The sequence below is a fragment of the Corynebacterium durum genome, from assembly GCF_030408675.1.
Classification (GTDB): Bacteria; Actinomycetota; Actinomycetes; order Mycobacteriales; family Mycobacteriaceae; genus Corynebacterium; species Corynebacterium durum.
In genome coordinates this window covers 2,579,960-2,594,883 of record NZ_CP047200.1, presented here as the reverse complement: position 1 = coordinate 2,594,883, position 14,924 = coordinate 2,579,960, and the positions used below count along the sequence as shown (strand labels likewise).

Annotated in this window: 10 protein-coding genes; 6 read left to right on the top strand and 4 right to left on the bottom strand. The window is 58.2% G+C overall.

What is annotated here, in order from left to right:
• Positions 1–43: 43 nt before the first annotated feature.
• On the bottom strand, positions 44–2,728 hold the full coding sequence (locus tag CDUR_RS12070; RefSeq protein WP_179418400.1) for a heterodisulfide reductase-related iron-sulfur binding cluster: 2,685 nt from the start codon (positions 2,726–2,728) through the stop codon (positions 44–46).
• 477 nt (positions 2,729–3,205) lie between these two features.
• Here CDUR_RS12070 and CDUR_RS12065 point away from each other — a divergent pair, with 477 nt between their 5' ends.
• The 4 genes from CDUR_RS12065 to CDUR_RS12050 all read left to right on the top strand — a co-directional run bounded on the left by CDUR_RS12065 (position 3,206) and on the right by CDUR_RS12050 (position 7,353).
• Positions 3,206–3,829: a TetR/AcrR family transcriptional regulator gene (locus CDUR_RS12065; RefSeq protein WP_179418399.1), complete on the top strand. Its 624-nt coding sequence runs from the start codon at positions 3,206–3,208 to the stop codon at positions 3,827–3,829.
• The gene (locus CDUR_RS12060) at positions 3,826–4,716 is read left to right on the top strand and encodes an ABC transporter ATP-binding protein (RefSeq protein ID WP_179418398.1); all 891 of its coding nucleotides are present in this window, start codon (positions 3,826–3,828) and stop codon (positions 4,714–4,716) included. The genes CDUR_RS12065 and CDUR_RS12060 overlap by 4 nt, the downstream gene beginning before the upstream one ends.
• Positions 4,713–6,359 carry an efflux permease Rv1217c-related protein gene (locus CDUR_RS12055; protein WP_179418397.1) on the top strand — a complete coding sequence of 549 codons (1,647 nt, stop codon included), beginning with the start codon at positions 4,713–4,715 and terminating at the stop codon, positions 6,357–6,359. The genes CDUR_RS12060 and CDUR_RS12055 overlap by 4 nt, the downstream gene beginning before the upstream one ends.
• A gap of 106 nt (positions 6,360–6,465) precedes the next feature.
• Positions 6,466–7,353 carry a S1 family peptidase gene (locus tag CDUR_RS12050; RefSeq protein ID WP_179418396.1) on the top strand — a complete coding sequence of 296 codons (888 nt, stop codon included), beginning with the start codon at positions 6,466–6,468 and terminating at the stop codon, positions 7,351–7,353.
• 6 nt (positions 7,354–7,359) lie between these two features.
• On the opposite strand, the gene CDUR_RS12045 is transcribed toward CDUR_RS12050, so the two are convergent.
• A complete protein-coding gene (locus CDUR_RS12045) occupies positions 7,360–7,812 on the bottom strand; it encodes a hypothetical protein (RefSeq protein WP_179418395.1) in 453 nt (150 codons plus the stop codon).
• Positions 7,813–7,906: 94 nt separating this feature from the next.
• Here CDUR_RS12045 and CDUR_RS12040 point away from each other — a divergent pair, with 94 nt between their 5' ends.
• Positions 7,907–8,476 carry a nucleosidase gene (locus tag CDUR_RS12040; RefSeq protein WP_290207788.1) on the top strand — a complete coding sequence of 190 codons (570 nt, stop codon included), beginning with the start codon at positions 7,907–7,909 and terminating at the stop codon, positions 8,474–8,476.
• Here CDUR_RS12040 and CDUR_RS12035 read toward each other — a convergent pair.
• Complete coding sequence (locus CDUR_RS12035; protein WP_179418394.1) at positions 8,465–9,871, bottom strand: AI-2E family transporter; 1,407 nt, start codon at positions 9,869–9,871, stop codon at positions 8,465–8,467. The genes CDUR_RS12040 and CDUR_RS12035 overlap by 12 nt on opposite strands.
• A 599-nt stretch (positions 9,872–10,470) precedes the next feature.
• On the opposite strand from CDUR_RS12035, the gene CDUR_RS12030 reads away from it, so the two are divergent.
• Positions 10,471–11,061 (top strand): hypothetical protein, encoded by a 591-nt coding sequence (locus tag CDUR_RS12030; RefSeq protein WP_179418393.1) that lies wholly within the window; start codon positions 10,471–10,473, stop codon positions 11,059–11,061.
• Between the two features lie 117 nt (positions 11,062–11,178).
• Here the strand turns inward: CDUR_RS12030 and CDUR_RS12025 are convergent, their stop codons facing one another.
• Positions 11,179–14,661: a proline dehydrogenase family protein gene (locus CDUR_RS12025; protein ID WP_179418392.1), complete on the bottom strand. Its 3,483-nt coding sequence runs from the start codon at positions 14,659–14,661 to the stop codon at positions 11,179–11,181.
• Between the last annotated feature and the right edge of the window lie 263 nt (positions 14,662–14,924).

Below are 14,924 nucleotides of genomic sequence, written 5' to 3'. Positions count from 1 at the left end.
AATAACCGTGATTTCCCGTGAAGGGATAGCTCTCAACTATGAACTACGTGTCTGTTTTCTCCTCACCATCCTCAGCAGGCTTTGGCGGCGCTGGCGGCTTGGGCGGCTGGGGGACCCCAGGGGCAGGGGGAGTCGGCACGCCAGAACCAGATGGTGGTTGAGGAATCTTCGGGGCGCTCGGTGGCTTCGGTGGTGCTGATGGAGGCTTTGCTGCAGGTGAAGCTGGTGCTCCGGGTGGCTTCGGCACAGCCGCGGTGGGAGCTCCTGGTGCTTTCGGCACGGTCGGTGTTCCAGGCGCACTAGGTGTAGCGGGAGCACCAGGCGCAGCGGGAATACCTGCAGTTGGTGTGGGTGGCTTAGGGGCTGCAGGCGGAGCTGGCGGTGTATGAGCATTCGGTGCGCCTGGAGCACTAGGTGCTTGAGGAATGTTTGCCGAATTAGGCGCACTTGGTACTCCGGGCGCTCCAGGAATCCCCGGCTTTGGAGGAACCCCACCAGCTTTCGGCACGCCAGCAGAAGGAACTCCCGGCGCGGAAACCACCGTTGAGCTTGGAGTCTCTGCCTTCTTGGGCTCAGCTTTCTTCTCTTCAGCAGGCTTTTTGGCAGTGGCGTTTCGTTTCGGCGGTTCGAGGAACTGGGGTTCACGCGGGCTGGGGAGTTCCCCGTCGACCATCACGGAGTCGCGCAGCATTTGTGCGACGTCGCGGACGATGGGTTGTTCGGAAGCCGGGGCGTCGGAAAGCGCTTTCACCCCGGAGGTGAGCATGGTGTTGCAGAAGGGGCAGCCCACGGCGATTTCTTCGGCACCAGTGGAAAGTGCTTCGGCGGTGCGGTTTTCGTTGATACGGGTGCCGAGTTTTTCTTCCATGAACATACGTGCGCCGCCCGCGCCGCAGCAGAAGCCTTCGTTGCGGTTGCGGTCCATTTCGCGCAGCTCCATGCCAGTGGCGCCGAGGAGTTCGCGCGGCGGGTCGAAAATTTTGTTGTGTCGCCCGAGGAAGCAGGGATCATGGTAGGTGATGGGTTTGCGTGCCGACGCCGGGCGGGGCACGGGTTTCAGCAGGCCATCACGCACCAGCCGATTGAGGAGCTGGGTGTGGTGGAAAACGTCGAAGTGTCCGTCGAAGTCGGGGTATTCGTTGCGCAGGGTGTTGAAGCAGTGTGCGCAGGAGGTGATGATTTTGCGTTGGCCTGCGGGAACGCCGTCGAAAACCCCGTTGAGGGTGGTGACGTTTTCTTCGGCGAGCATCTGGAAAAGGAATTCGTTTCCGGCGCGGCGTGCGGGGTCGCCGGTGCAGGTTTCGCCTTTGGAGAGCACGCAGTATTTCACGCCTGCGGTTTCCAGCAGTTCGACGATGGCGCGGGTGGTTTTCTTGCCCTCGTCGTCGAAGGTTCCAGCGCAGCCGACCCAGAACAGGTATTCGGTGTCTGCGAAGCTGGTGATGTCTTCACCGAAGACGGGGATAGTGAGGCCGTCGCGTCGGGCTTCATCAATCCAGGTGACGCGTTCCGAGTCATTGCGGCCCCACGGGTTGCCTTTCGCCTCCAGGTTTTTGAACATGCCAGTGAGCTCGGAGGGGAAGTCGGATTCGGCGAGAACCTGGAATCGTCGCAGGTTGGCCACGTGGTCGATGTGTTCAATGTCTACGGGGCATTGTTCGACGCAGGCCCCGCAGTTGGTGCAGCTCCAGAGCTCATCGCCGGTGACGGCGGTGCCGACGAGTTTCAGCACGTCCACGCCGTCGTACATGGTGCTGGCATTATCAAGTGCGGCGTCGCGGACATCAGTAATGAACTTTTTGGGGCTGAGTGGCTTGTTGGTGTTCCAGGCGGGGCATTGTTCCTGGCAGCGGCCGCATTCGGTGCAGGTAGCGGCGTCGAGAAGCATGGTCCACGGCACATCCTGGGCGGTGCCAACCCCGACTGTCTCATCTAGATCAATCGTGGGAAGCTTGCCTAACGCTGGTGCGCCGTCGGGGTTGCGCTGCAGGAAGATTTTGAAGAACGCCAGGAAGCGGTGCCACGCCACGCCCCAGTGCAGTTGGTTACCCACCACCAGCAGCCACACCATGCCGGTGAGCAGCTTAATCAGGGCAAAAATGCTTACTAATACGGGGCTTGCGGGCAGGATCTTGGCCAGCTGCATGGTCAGGAAATCTGTCCACACATGAGGGTGTACATCAAAGGTGGCTATTTTTCCCGCCTTGACCAGCATCATTCCGATGCCTTCGAGCAGCACAACGCCTTCCACAAAGTGCGCGGAGCGGGCGTTCGAGCCGTAGAAACGGTCGATGCGGTTGTTGTTGCCGGTTACCAGGCGAATAAAAATCAGCACTAGAATGCCCAGCACCGTGACCAGCGCAAGAACCTCATCCGCGAGGTGGTACAGGGGCCAATCGCTAATAATTGGCCAGCCGCCCGCCGGGTTGAAGGTCTGGATATATGCCTCGAACCACACCGACGAGCCGATGAGGAAGCCCACCATCACGCACCAGTGTGCCACCGCCACCACTGGTTTACGCATCAGTTCCGTGTGGAACACTGTCTCTTTAATCAGCGTGATCAGGCGCCTGACCGGGCGGTTGATGCGCGGAATGTGCCCTGGATCGGGCTTGCCTGACGCGATGAGACGGTACAGCCGGACCGCGCCGCGCAGGAAATAGAACCAGGCGGGCAGCGACAGCACGATACCCGCAATGCCGAGCACCGTTGTGGCGGCAAGAGGCATAAGCAGATCACTGTCCTTCTTTATAGGGCGGCCGGGCCGACAGGGCGTAAGGAATGAGTCGCCTTACAGCTTAAACCCTCCCAGGCCGCCTGGCCTCTTAAGTAAGGTTTTCCTCATCGGTTGCTCGGGGCTTGTGTGGGCGCTTATCGACGCCGCGACTCTTGCTCACTATGGCCGCAGTTGCTGTAGCACATTTCATTTTGCAATAAGCACAATTAGGTAATGGAAAATGTTGATGCGTGGACAATATTGCATATTTATCAACAATTGAATTACGGCTATGTTATTCTCATTAAAAGGGTGAATATTTGCCGCATTTTTAATGATGTAATTACGTCACTGTGGGGTGGTAGCGAAATTGAAATAAAGCACATTTCATAATGGTTTTAATTGGGGTTTCTGGTCCGGTTTTGGCGGGCGCTACTTCGTGTGACTCAGATCATTGTACAACTGTATAGTTTATTATACGCTTGTATCATGACTGACGATCTGACGGCACGGGCGCGACTTCGCGATGCCACCATTGCGCTCATCGCCGGCGGCGACAAACCCACAGCGCGGTCCGTGGCGAGCAAAGCAGGCGTGTCCATCGGGCTGATCCGGCACCACTTTGGAACTATGGACGGATTGCTCCTGGCCTGCGACGAACACATCGCCACACTGATCCGTGACGCCAAAAACGATGCCATCCGCGGACCGCTACCCAATGTGCTGGAGACTCTGCGGGAGGCCGGGCAGGATAACATTCTTCGCTACCTCGCGCATCGGCTCACCGAATCCACCCCGGGTATCGACGCCCTCGTTGACCAACTCGCCGCCGATGCTGCCAGCTACATCCAACGTGCCATCGATGCGGACCTGATGAACCCTGTCCCTAACGTGCCCGTCGCGGCGCGAATGCTCACCATCTATTCACTGGGGTCGCTGGTGCTTGCGCCTCATCTCAAGCGACTTCTGAACATTGACATCACCGCCGATAATCTCATCGCTGAACCGGGCGTCACGGACTATGTGCAGGTTCAACTCTCGTTGTTCTCAAGCCTGTTCACCCCGACCTTGCTGGAACAAATGAGTGCTCAACTGGAGGGGAAGGAAGAATGACTGCTATTCAAGCCATTGAGATTCAAGGACTGCGCAAAAAGTACGGCTCCTTTGAAGCACTCAAGGGAATTGACCTTGAGGTTCACACCGGGGAGATCTTCGGTTTCCTCGGCCCCAACGGCGCCGGAAAATCCACAACAATCCGCATTCTTCTCGATGAGATCCGCGCCACCGCTGGCACCGCCCGCCTGCTCGGGCTTGACTCCCGCCGTGACGCTGTGGCGATCCATCGTCGACTTGGCTATCTGCCCAGTGACTTGGCACTGTACCCCACGATGACCGGGGCGCAGACGCTGCGGTTTTTCGCTCGCTTGCGAGGGGGCATCGACTGGAGTTACGTCGAAGTGCTCCGGCAGCGATTTGACGCCAACCTGGATAAGCGCGTCGGGGAGTTATCGTCAGGTAATCGGCAGAAGGTGGGGTTGATTGCCGCCTTGATGCATAAACCTGAGTTGATCATCATGGACGAACCCAATGCGGGTCTTGATCCTCTTGTCCAGCACGAGTTCCACCAGGTTCTGCGGGAAGTAACTGCCGAAGGTCGGACGGTCTTCCTGTCCTCCCACACACTTTCCGAGGTGCAAGAAGTGGCGGACCGCGTTGCCATCATTCGTGCAGGTAGTTTGGTGGCGGTAGAGAGCGTTGCGGATCTGCGCGCAGTGCGTCGCGTTGACCTGGTTCTAGACCGTCATGCCGATCCGCGTGACTTTGACGACGTTCCTGGTGCCCATGACGTGGCAGTGACTGGGGCGCGAGTGAGCTTGGCTTTCGATGGTGAACTCGGCACACTGCTCGATTCGCTCGCTGACTATCGCATTGTTGACATGACGGCCCACGATGCCGACTTGGAAGAGGTCTTCCTTGCGTACTACCGGGAGCAGTCATGAGCGGTGTTGTTGTAATGGAACGCAGTCTTGCGCCGCAGTGGAAAGCGATAGCTGTCATTGTCGTGAGCATGTTTGCGTGCTTGCTGATGGGTATTGCGGTGGTGCAGTCCATGGACACCGCCGTCTATGATTCGCTACCACCTGCGATGCTGGCCCTTGCCGGGATTCCCGCTGGGGCGTCCATCTCCGCCATGGTGTACGCGCAGATGCTTGGCTTCTTGGGAGCTATCACCGTTGCGGGATTCGCCGTCGCTGTGGGGGCTCGGATGATTGCAGGTGAGGAGAAAGACGGCACACTGTCGTTGCTGCTGAGCTATCCGGTCTCTCGTCTTGGGGTTGGCATGGCCAAAGTGGTGGCGTTGGTGCTGGCGGTCGCTGCGATATCGCTGGGATTATGGGGTGCGGGACTGCTCGCCGGAGCGCTCTTCGACATCGCACTAGGTGACGCTCACCTGGGAGAACTGTGTCTGGCACTGGGAGCCAACGCCGTGGTGTGTGGTGCCGGTGCTTTTGCAGTTGGGGGAGTGACGGGGCGTCGTCAAGCGGCTACGGGAATTGGTGCCATGCTGGTGGGGCTGGGGTGGTTGTTTGCCGGGCTACTGCCCCAATGGTCGCAGACGAAGGATGTGGCGCGTTTCATTCCTTGGTACTGGTACAGCGAACCGTCGGTGCTGTTGAACGGCCTTGATGCTGGCTACATGGCCCTAATGATCGCCGTTGCTGTGGTGCTGTTTGTGGTGGGGATTGTGGGGTTGAATGTTCGTGACTTGCGTGGGAACCTGCGCGGAACGTTTCTTGCTCAGAGGATTCAGCACGTGGGTTGGGTGTGGCAGGCGGTGAAAGGAACTAGTGCAACCGGACGCGACCTTTATTCCCTCCTAGTGCTTCGCCACGCTGGGCTGCTTGTGGTGTTGGGTGTGGTGATGTTTGCGGTGATGGGACTGCTGATGGGGCCGATATACCAGCAGATGGCCCCACAGTTGGAGACTGCGTCGCAGTCGATGCCGCCCGCACTTTTGCAGGCGTGGGGAGCCACCGATATGGCCAGCCCTGCAGGGTTCTACTGGGGTGAAACGATGAGTCTCATGGCGCCCACTGCGGTGATTGTGGCAGGTGCTGCCGTGGCATCACGGTTGGGTGCAGATGAACATTCGGGTCAGCTTGGCCTGGTGTTATCCACCCCCATGAGGCGAATCCGTGTGCTCGGCTTGGCAGCGGCAGCCCAGGCGACACTGATCACCATCGTGGCGGTGCTCACTGGGCTTGGAGTGTGGGGTGGCGCACGGCTGGGTGGCATAAATCTGACCGCGGAGCATATCGCTGGTGCCACTGTGCATCTGTTGGCGCTGGGCCTGTGCATGGGTGCGGTGTCCATGCTGGGTGTGGCGGCTTTCGGTACCCCGTCCGCCGGTACGTGGGCTGCGGCCGGAGTGGGAGTGGTGGGCTATGCGCTGAATATCACTTTGCCTATGAACTCGGGTTATGTCACGTGGGCGCGTATTTCTCCCTTTTATTGGTATGGGGCCGTACAACCCCTGGAAAATGGGGTTGATTGGGGGCACGTTGCGATCCTGATGGCAGGAACGCTGGTGCTGCTTGCAGTGTCTTTCTTCCTGTTTGCTAGACGTGATCTGCATTCATGATTTCGTTTCATTAACATATGTATAATATATAAATTGCCTTATCTTAATATAAGATTCATGTAAAGAATATGACCGATTTCTTTATGTGAAGAGGTTTTGTATGCGTATGAAACGTACTCCCCTCCTTGTGTGGCGTTCTGCAACTGCCGCGATGGTGGTCATGCTCGGTATTGCGACCATGACGCTTACGGCACCACCGGCGGTGGCTCAAAGTAGTTTCAGTTCGGATAGTGGACAAACCTACAAAAAATCTCCCGAAGGACCTACCGAAAAACCGCTCCCACAACCGCAGCCCAGCAAAACTCCTGCCCCGAGTGAAGCCCCTGATGAACAGGCCGACGACACGATGTTTCACCTCAGCGATGGCTTCCACTGGCTAGAAAAACCTGGGATGGTCATCCCAGGTGCTGCGTTTGTGAATATGCGGACAGGCGGGGCCTGCTCCAGTGCGTACATTGTGGGAAATGCTGAGGGAAACTTCATGCTTACGGCCGGTCACTGCGGAGCTGTGGGGGATCGTATTGGGGTGCGAAATAATAGTGGACACATTGATCAGGTAGGCACTGTGACCTTGTCCGAGTTTGAGTGGGCCGGTAAACGCGACATTGCTTTGGTGAAAATTGATGACATGTCAAAGGTGCACACCGAAATTGCCAAAAATAGTCGGCACACCGATTATCCGGGCGCAACCCAGAAGATTATCGGCTGGGCTGGCGCGGAATGGCTGCAAAAACATAAGCCATATATCTGCAGGATGGGGCATCGCACTGGCATAACCTGCGGCAAGTTTGATCGGCTGGAAAGTGACGGTCTATTTTCGTTTGTGTCCTTTGTGGATCGTGGTGACTCTGGCGGTCCGGTGTATGCGGTAACTGATCAGGGATTAGTGGCTGTAGGGGTGACCTCATATAAGTTTCTGTACGATGCGGGTAAAACGCGGGCCATGCTCATTGAGGATGTGATGAATTCCCGAGCATTGAAGCTAGTGAACTAAACCCGCTTACAACCACACGGGAATACCGTGTGCGGAAGATATGAGATCCTGCCAATCAATGCTGGGTTGGGAGGCGTCGCTCCGGTGATGCCACCCTTCCCAGCTGGTGTAAGCGATGTTGCGCTGTTCAAGGAGCGGCCGAATGTCGCGGCGGGAGGGGCGAGCGTCGTCAAGCAGGGAGTGGATATCGGGGTTGATGCGTGCGCCGGGGGTGGAGATGACGGCGTCGTAATGCTCACCAAGTTCGGCGGCGGTAATGTCCGTGCCGACGGTAATGTTGCCGAAAAGTCGCAGTTGAGGGGCGGTTCCGGTGTTGTCCTGAAGCTTTCCGTAGCGGATGAGGCCGAAGGGGGCGGGTGTGCGTTCGAAAAGGTCGATGTGGATGTCGGGGCTGCTGCTAATGAGCTTTTCCGCCAGGGTGATGCCGATGTGACCCGCGCCGATGATTGCGATCTGCATGATGATTCCTCAATAACTAGACTATGTTGTCTATAAATATAGCACTATAGGTGCGGTATGTATAGACAATTCTGTCTGTACTATAATTGAGACGGTGAACACACCTTTGTATATCGTCGCCGACCCCGCAGAAATCTCCGGCATCGAGCGTGACTCGCTGCTGGTTACCAGAGTTGGCACCCTCAACTGCGCCTTCGCGCTTATCGACGCCCTGACTACCGCCCGCATCCACGGAAACCTCCCGTCCCGGCTGGTCAATGTGGGTACAGCAGGTGCCTTGGTGGATGGGCTGAGTGGTGTTTTTGAAATCTCGCACGTGCTGAAACATGACTTCTCCAACGACACCATCGCGGCCATTACTGGCCACCCCTACCCCAACGGCATCGACCTTGACGTCAGCGGATTGCTGCCCACCGCGCGGCTAGCCACCGGTGACAGCTTCATTAGCGATTCCGTCAGTCGGGAGCGCATCAGTAGACAAGCCAGTCTAGTGGATATGGAAGGCTACGTGGTGGCACTGGCCGGGCAACGCTTTGGCATCCCCGTCACCCTGCTCAAAGACGTCAGCGACAATGCAGACGATAAAGCGGCGGGAACCTGGACAGACGCGCTGCCCGCAAGTTCCCGCCGCCTAATGGAGGCTCTAGAGGCGTTAGCCCTCTGACTCCTCCGCTTTCCCTGGTGCTTTCCCCGGCTTGTCTGATGCGCGGTGCATCATTCTCTGCAACAGCAATGTGAGCTTGGCGGGTTCGGTTTGTTCCGTGGCCAAGTCCAGATCCTGCACCGTTGTTTCGCCAGCACGCAGCGCCACCGTCTCGGAGTGGTACCGTAGACAGGTGGCAATCGTGGCGGCCACTGGCACAGCCAGGAACGCGCCCACCACGTTGAACAACGCACCACCCACCGTGACAGCAAGCAGCACAATCACCGGGTGTAGATCCATCGCCTTGGACTGCAACATGGGGGAGAGGATATTGCCCTCAAGCTGCTGTACCACAAGGATCAGGATCAGCACCATCAACGCGGTGGTGGGGCCATTGGACACCAGTGCAATCAGTACCGAAATCGCGCCGGCGGACACCGCGCCCACGATGGGAACAAAGCCCGCGAAGAAAGTTATTGTGGCCAAGACCAGCGCCAGCGGAACCCCCATCAGGACGAGGCCAATGCCGATGAACAAGGCGTCGATAAACGAGACGATCGCCTGGGCGCGGATAAAGCCCGCCAACGTATTCCAAATACGGGTGAACAGTTCTGACAGATGCAAACCAACCGTCGGTCCGGTGTTGCGGCGCACCCACGGCAAGAAACGATCCCCGTCTTTCAGGAAGAAGAACGTGAGCACCAGCATGATACCCAAGGTCACAGCCACCGAACTTGCTGACGACAACCCCGCAAACACGCCCGATGCGATATTGCCGGCCTGCTCCTGAACCTTGCCTAAGGCACCGTTTTCCTGAATCTTCGCAACAAACTCATTGAAGATGGTATTGAATTGATCTGCGTCAATGTTCAGTGGCGGCCCCTGCACCCAGTCAATGAGCGTGTTGACGCCCTGAATGGCCTGATCAACCAGCCCCTTGGACTGGTGCGCCACTGTCGGGGCCATGGCAGCAAACAAACCACCAAAGGCCGAGACGCAGCCCAGCAGGGTTATAGTCACAGCCAGCGATGGCGGAATCTTATGGTTGCGCAGCCAGCGCACCGGTGGCCACAACACGGTACACAGCATGATCGCCAGCAAGATAGGTAGCAGGCCAGTCCAAATTTGTCCCAATATGAGTGACAAAAAGTAGGCGGCAACGGTCAGCACGATAAACCGCAGCGCCCAACCGGACAGCCATCGGCCGTCCTTGCCTAGAATGGCGACGCGATCCACAGGGGGGTCGGTGTCGTCTATGGTGTCGGTTGTAAGGGGGGCCGAGGGGGCCGACTCTTGTACTGGAGCTGGAGAGCCATCGGAATCGACCGCGTCAAAGATCGTGTCGATGGGGTCGCGTGGCTGGTCGCCTGCTGACTCTTCCGCAGGTTGTTTCTGTGATTCGGGTTTGTTACTCATCAAGACTTAACTATGCCAGAATATTTTGTTCTTGCTTAATGATGGGACTTTCGTGTTGGGGTGCAGGCTCGAAGGCTGGTAGCTATTCTGACAAGCCACAGGTCAGGCCATGTTTCATGTTTGCTTCAGTAGAAGATCCTCTGAGCAGTGGTTTATCTCGGGACTCAGGAAAGCGTGGATCCTGGGGCATGCACATCCAGATACGAGAGGAGCCTGCATGCAACGGGCTAAGCAAGGAAACTCATTGGCTTCGTGTCCACGATGGTGGCTTGTCCGAAGGTGACGGCGACGTATAGGAAGAAGAGCCACGCATTTTTCTCGCAAAAGTTCTCTCACCTGCGCAGAAAATAGTGATCAGCGTATCCTGAGATGCTGTGGCTATTTTCCCTTTTGTGTAGAGGAGCATCGTAACCTTGGCGTACGTGTTCTTGGTGTTTTCTCTTTTCTGGCTAGGCCTTGTGCTGATTTGTCAGTCCACACTGTGGAAGCAGGAGGCATCACAACCTGTAGATGTCTGTGAGATTAACGCTGGCAAAAACCGCGTGAAATGCCCTCTTGCCGAGCAGCGGCTCGGTTATTCCTGCAGGCTGGAGGGAGTTATGGCGTTTCTTGCTGCTCTGTTCATGTTCTGGTCGGGACGCATTGCGGAACCTTTGGTTCTCGTATGGGGAATCTACATTGTTCTTGAAGTGGTTGTGCTGTGCTACATGGTTATGTCAGGTACCGGCTATAAAAATGCTCCAGCCACGCCACATCCTCTTATGGTCTGCGGTGTGATTGCTGTGTGGTTAGCGCTGCTTCTCTTCGTTCTTGGTTTGGAGTTTCAGGACTTTCTCAATCCGGATAAGCCACCTGTTATGGAACCCTTTATCGCGCTGCTCACATGGCTGGTTGCCATATGGATGATTCCACGTGGTGTCATTCGCATCGGTGCTGGAGTGACAAGAAATGGGAAGCTTCAGCGGGCGTCACTTATTTCAGGGGCGCTCCTTGTTTGTGTGGGCGTCCTTGTTCGTATTTTTCCCGTAATCCCCAAAGGGGTCCCCAGAGAAGATGCGCTGGTCGTGGGGGTGTTGATTGCCGTTTGGGGGTTGACTGTAGCATCATTGGGCCTGCAACTCGGCGAGAGGGGAGCCATAAATAAGCGGGGTTTTCTCACGGGGATCTCTAGCAGAATCACCCAGGAATAAGAGGAAAAAGTCCTAAGTCTCATCATGCCGCCAAAAGATGGGACTTAGGACAACACACTGCTCAGGGCATGTTATTCCCAGGGCGCACACTCACCACAAGCCCCATCAAGCCCGCCCCTAGTGGCTCCGCCCTTTGATGTATCCAAAACGGTGGTTGGTTGTGGACACTGCCTGTTCGAGAAGGAAGGGCAGGAGTTCACGGCGGCCGTCGGCAAGCACGTCTTGGTCCAAGATCACGGAGGATGATTCCACGGCGGCTTCGTAGAGTGCTAGGTCGACCTCACCGAGGGTGCGCACGCGGCAGCTGGGTTTGTGGGCGATTTCGTTGGCGAATGCCTTGTCGGACACCTGCCGGATGCGTGCACCCAGGGCGCCGAGTTCGGTGAGCTGCGCATCGAGTTCGTTGGCGCTGATCACAATCTTGGTGCCGGTGAGCCGGGAGGCGAGGACGAGTCGCAGGAGATCGCGGAGTGCGTAGTTGTCGCCAACGCGAACGTTCAGCGGCTCGATGAGTGGGCGGTAGCGGAACACGTTGGATTCGGCAATGAGTGCGGTGCGGTCGTGTTCCACGCCGAATTCGTCACGCCATGCCACGGCGTCAAGTTCGGCGGCGCGCCACAGCCAGGTGCGGTCGTCGTCAGTGAGCGCAGCACCGAAGCGGCTTTCCAGGTCCCGGAGGAGGCGTGCAACGGTGGGGTTGACGCTGATGTTGGGGCGGACGGACAGGTCGCCGTCGGTCCAGGTGCCTTGTTGTCCCACGTAGTTGGGTCCGCCAGCTTTGGCACCGGAGCCAATGGAAGAGTTTTTCCACCCGCCGAAGGATTGACGTTCCACAATCGCACCGGTGATACCACGGTTGATGTAGGCGTTGCCGACTTCAACGCGGTTGCGCCAGTAGGCGATTTCTTTTTCGTCGAGGGAGTGTAGGCCGCCGGTGAGTCCGTATCCAGTGGAATTTTGCAGGCGGATGGCATCATCGAGGGTGTCGGCACGCATGATGCCCAGGACTGGGCCGAAGCATTCGTGGGTGTGGTACCAGGATCCAGGGCGCACACCGTCGCGGAGGCCGGGGGACCAGAGGGTGCCTTCGTCGTTGAGCTTGCGTGGCTTGACCAGCCAGGTTTCACCTGGGTCGAGTTGGGTGAGGCCGCGCAGGAGTTTGTCACTGGGGGCTTCGATCACGCCGTTCATGGTGGTGGAGATGTCCACACCGGGGCCAACATGCAGGGATTCCACGGCATCGGTGAGCTGCGTGAGGAATCGTTTGGAGCTGCCCACGGACCCCACCAGGATGACCAGCGATGCTGCGGAGCATTTCTGGCCTGCGTGCCCGAAGGCGGAGCGGTAAACATCGGCGACGGCGAGGTCGGGGTCGGCGGAGGGGGTCACGATGATGGCGTTTTTGCCGGAGGTTTCGGCGTTGAGCGTCAACTGGGGCTTCCAGCTGCGGAACAGCCGCGCGGTGTCGGAGGCCCCGGTGAGGATCACGGAGTCCACATCAGGGTGGGAGATGAGGCGTTTGCCCGCTGCGGCTTCGTCGGCGTTGACCAGTTGCACCATGTCTTCGGTGATGCCTGCTTCGCGCAGAATTTCAATGGCTACCTCCGTGCAGCGCACCACCTGAGGTGCGGGTTTGATGATGACGGACGCGCCTGCCGCAAGTGCTGCGAACACGCCGCCCATGGGGATGGCGAGGGGGAAGTTCCACGGCGGGGTAACCACCACGACTTTGTAGGGGGTGAAGACGGTGGTGTTGAGCCCGTCAAGTGCGCGTGCAGATTCGGCATAGTAGTGGGCAAAGTCGATGGCTTCGGAGATTTCCGGGTCGGCCTCGCCCACGGTTTTGCCGGATTCGTGGGTCATCACAGAGAGCAGTCGGCTGCGGTTGTTGGCCAGTGCGTCGGCCGCGTGGTAGAGGTATTCAGCACGTTCCGCGCCTGTTTGCGCTGCCCAATCGTCGGCGTTGGCGAGGGCGCGTTGCACCGCGGCGTCGATAGTCGCAGGGTCGGTGACCACGTCGGATTCGACGGGTCCAGGATCGGTGGCGAGGGCCGCGAGTGCCCAGGCGCGGTTGGCGGGCAGTGCCGGGTCGGTGTCGGGTTCGCCGCGGAAGTGCCCTGGGGCGGAACCAGAGCGACTGCCCAGCTTGGCGGCTTCCTCCTTGGTACGGTCCTGGGTGCGGCGCGGTCCAGCAAACGCGTTCCAGCGGTGACGCACGGATTCCCGGAAACGCTGCTCTTGGTTCTGCAACGGCGTGGCCCCTTCGGTCCCCACTACGTCGGGCGCGAACAGCGCGTACAGGAAGTTTTGCTTCGCCCCGTTTTCTTCAAGGCGACGCACCAGGTAGGACACGGCAACGTCGAAATCTTCGGCGTGCACCACCGGCGTGTACAGGATCAGCCCGCCCACAACGTCCCGCACCGCGCGGGCCTGAGACGGTGCCATGCCCTGCAGCATTTCCACATCCAGCTGCTTTTCGACGCCCCGGGCTACCGCAAGCTCATGTGCCAACGCCACGGTGTACAGGTTGTGGCTGGCCACGCCGATGCGTACGTTATCGGCGTGCTCTGGCTGCAGGATGTAATCGAGCAGCCGAATGTAGTTGGCATCTACCTCTTCCTTGGTGAGGTAGGGGGCCTGTTCCCAGTCGTGGATCTCCGCCTCTACACGTTCCATGGACAGGTTCGCGCCTTTGACCAGGCGAATTTTGATCTGGGCGCCGCCTTTCTCGCGGCGTTCTTTGGCAAACGTAGCGAGGGTACGGAGTGCTTCGAAGGTGTCCGGCAGATACGCCTGGAGTACAATCCCCGCCTCAAGGTTGAGGAATTCTTCCTCGCTGAGCAGTTCGGTGAAGAGTTTGATGGTGAGGTGGAGGTCCTTGTATTCCTCCATATCCATGTTGATAAAGGGATGGGGGCTGCGCTGTAATGCTTGCCGGTAAAGGGGGCGGAGGCGTTCTTTGAGGCGTTCGGTGTTGCCCCCAATATCCCACGGGTTGAGCTGTGCGCACACGCTGGAAGCTTTGATGGACACGTAGGTGACGCGCGGGTTTTTCAGCAGCTCAATGGTGCGTTGCAGACGGTTCTTTGCTTCGGTTTCACCCAGCACTGCCTCGCCCAGGAGGTTGAGGTTGAGTTGGAAGCCTTCTTCCTTAGACTTATCCAGCAGGTTGTTCAATGCTTTGCCTTCTGCGTCAAGCACCAGGTGCCCCACCATCTGCCTGAGTCGTTTGCGGGCCAGCGGCATTACCACGTTGGGGAGCTTCCGCGCCATGAGTGCACCTGCGGAAACCAGTCCGCGGTCGACTAGTCCGACAAAGTCGGGAATGCTGTTAGCGCCAAAAGGGTTGGCCAGGCTACGTAATTCGCGCGCGGCTACCTCGTTGTCCTCGGGGCGGGCGACACGGTCCACGAACCCCATGGTGAATTCCACGCCCTGCGGTTCCCGCACGAGTGCGGCGAGTTGTTCCGTGGACTTTGCTTCGGAACGGGATTGTCCGCTGGTTGTGGCGGCAAGCCATTGTTGTGCGCGCTGGACTGCGGCGTCGACAATGTTATCAACATCCGAGCTGTTGGGTAGTGGAGTGCGTGCGTCAGACACGGGGGGTGCTCACTTTCATAGTGCTGTGGCGGGGTGGTGTGGTGGGATAGCTGTGGTGGAATAGCGCGGCAACGCCCCCATTAACGCGAATGCTTCACCGTAAGGTTGGTGCTTGGTTGAAGAAAGTGGGGGTGGTGTAGGGGTAGTGAGGGGAGGCCTAATCCCGAATGGAGACGGGTGGGCGATCTCCGCTTGGGCGACGGCGGCCGCCATATGCTTGGGTGCGATTGGCGTGTGTATGAACCATCTCTGCCTGCGTAAAC

What these genes read in the sequence shown, in the direction of transcription:
- CDUR_RS12070 (WP_179418400.1), bottom strand. Translation starts at nt 2,728, where the DNA reads ATGCCTCTTGCCGCCACAACGGTGCTCGGCATTGCGGGTATCGTGCTG.
- CDUR_RS12065 (WP_179418399.1), top strand. Translation starts at nt 3,206, where the DNA reads ATGACTGACGATCTGACGGCACGGGCGCGACTTCGCGATGCCACCATT.
- CDUR_RS12060 (WP_179418398.1), top strand. Translation starts at nt 3,826, where the DNA reads ATGACTGCTATTCAAGCCATTGAGATTCAAGGACTGCGCAAAAAGTAC.
- CDUR_RS12055 (WP_179418397.1), top strand. Translation starts at nt 4,713, where the DNA reads ATGAGCGGTGTTGTTGTAATGGAACGCAGTCTTGCGCCGCAGTGGAAA.
- CDUR_RS12050 (WP_179418396.1), top strand. Translation starts at nt 6,466, where the DNA reads ATGAAACGTACTCCCCTCCTTGTGTGGCGTTCTGCAACTGCCGCGATG.
- CDUR_RS12045 (WP_179418395.1), bottom strand. Translation starts at nt 7,812, where the DNA reads ATGCAGATCGCAATCATCGGCGCGGGTCACATCGGCATCACCCTGGCG.
- CDUR_RS12035 (WP_179418394.1), bottom strand. Translation starts at nt 9,871, where the DNA reads ATGAGTAACAAACCCGAATCACAGAAACAACCTGCGGAAGAGTCAGCA.
- CDUR_RS12030 (WP_179418393.1), top strand. Translation starts at nt 10,471, where the DNA reads ATGGCGTTTCTTGCTGCTCTGTTCATGTTCTGGTCGGGACGCATTGCG.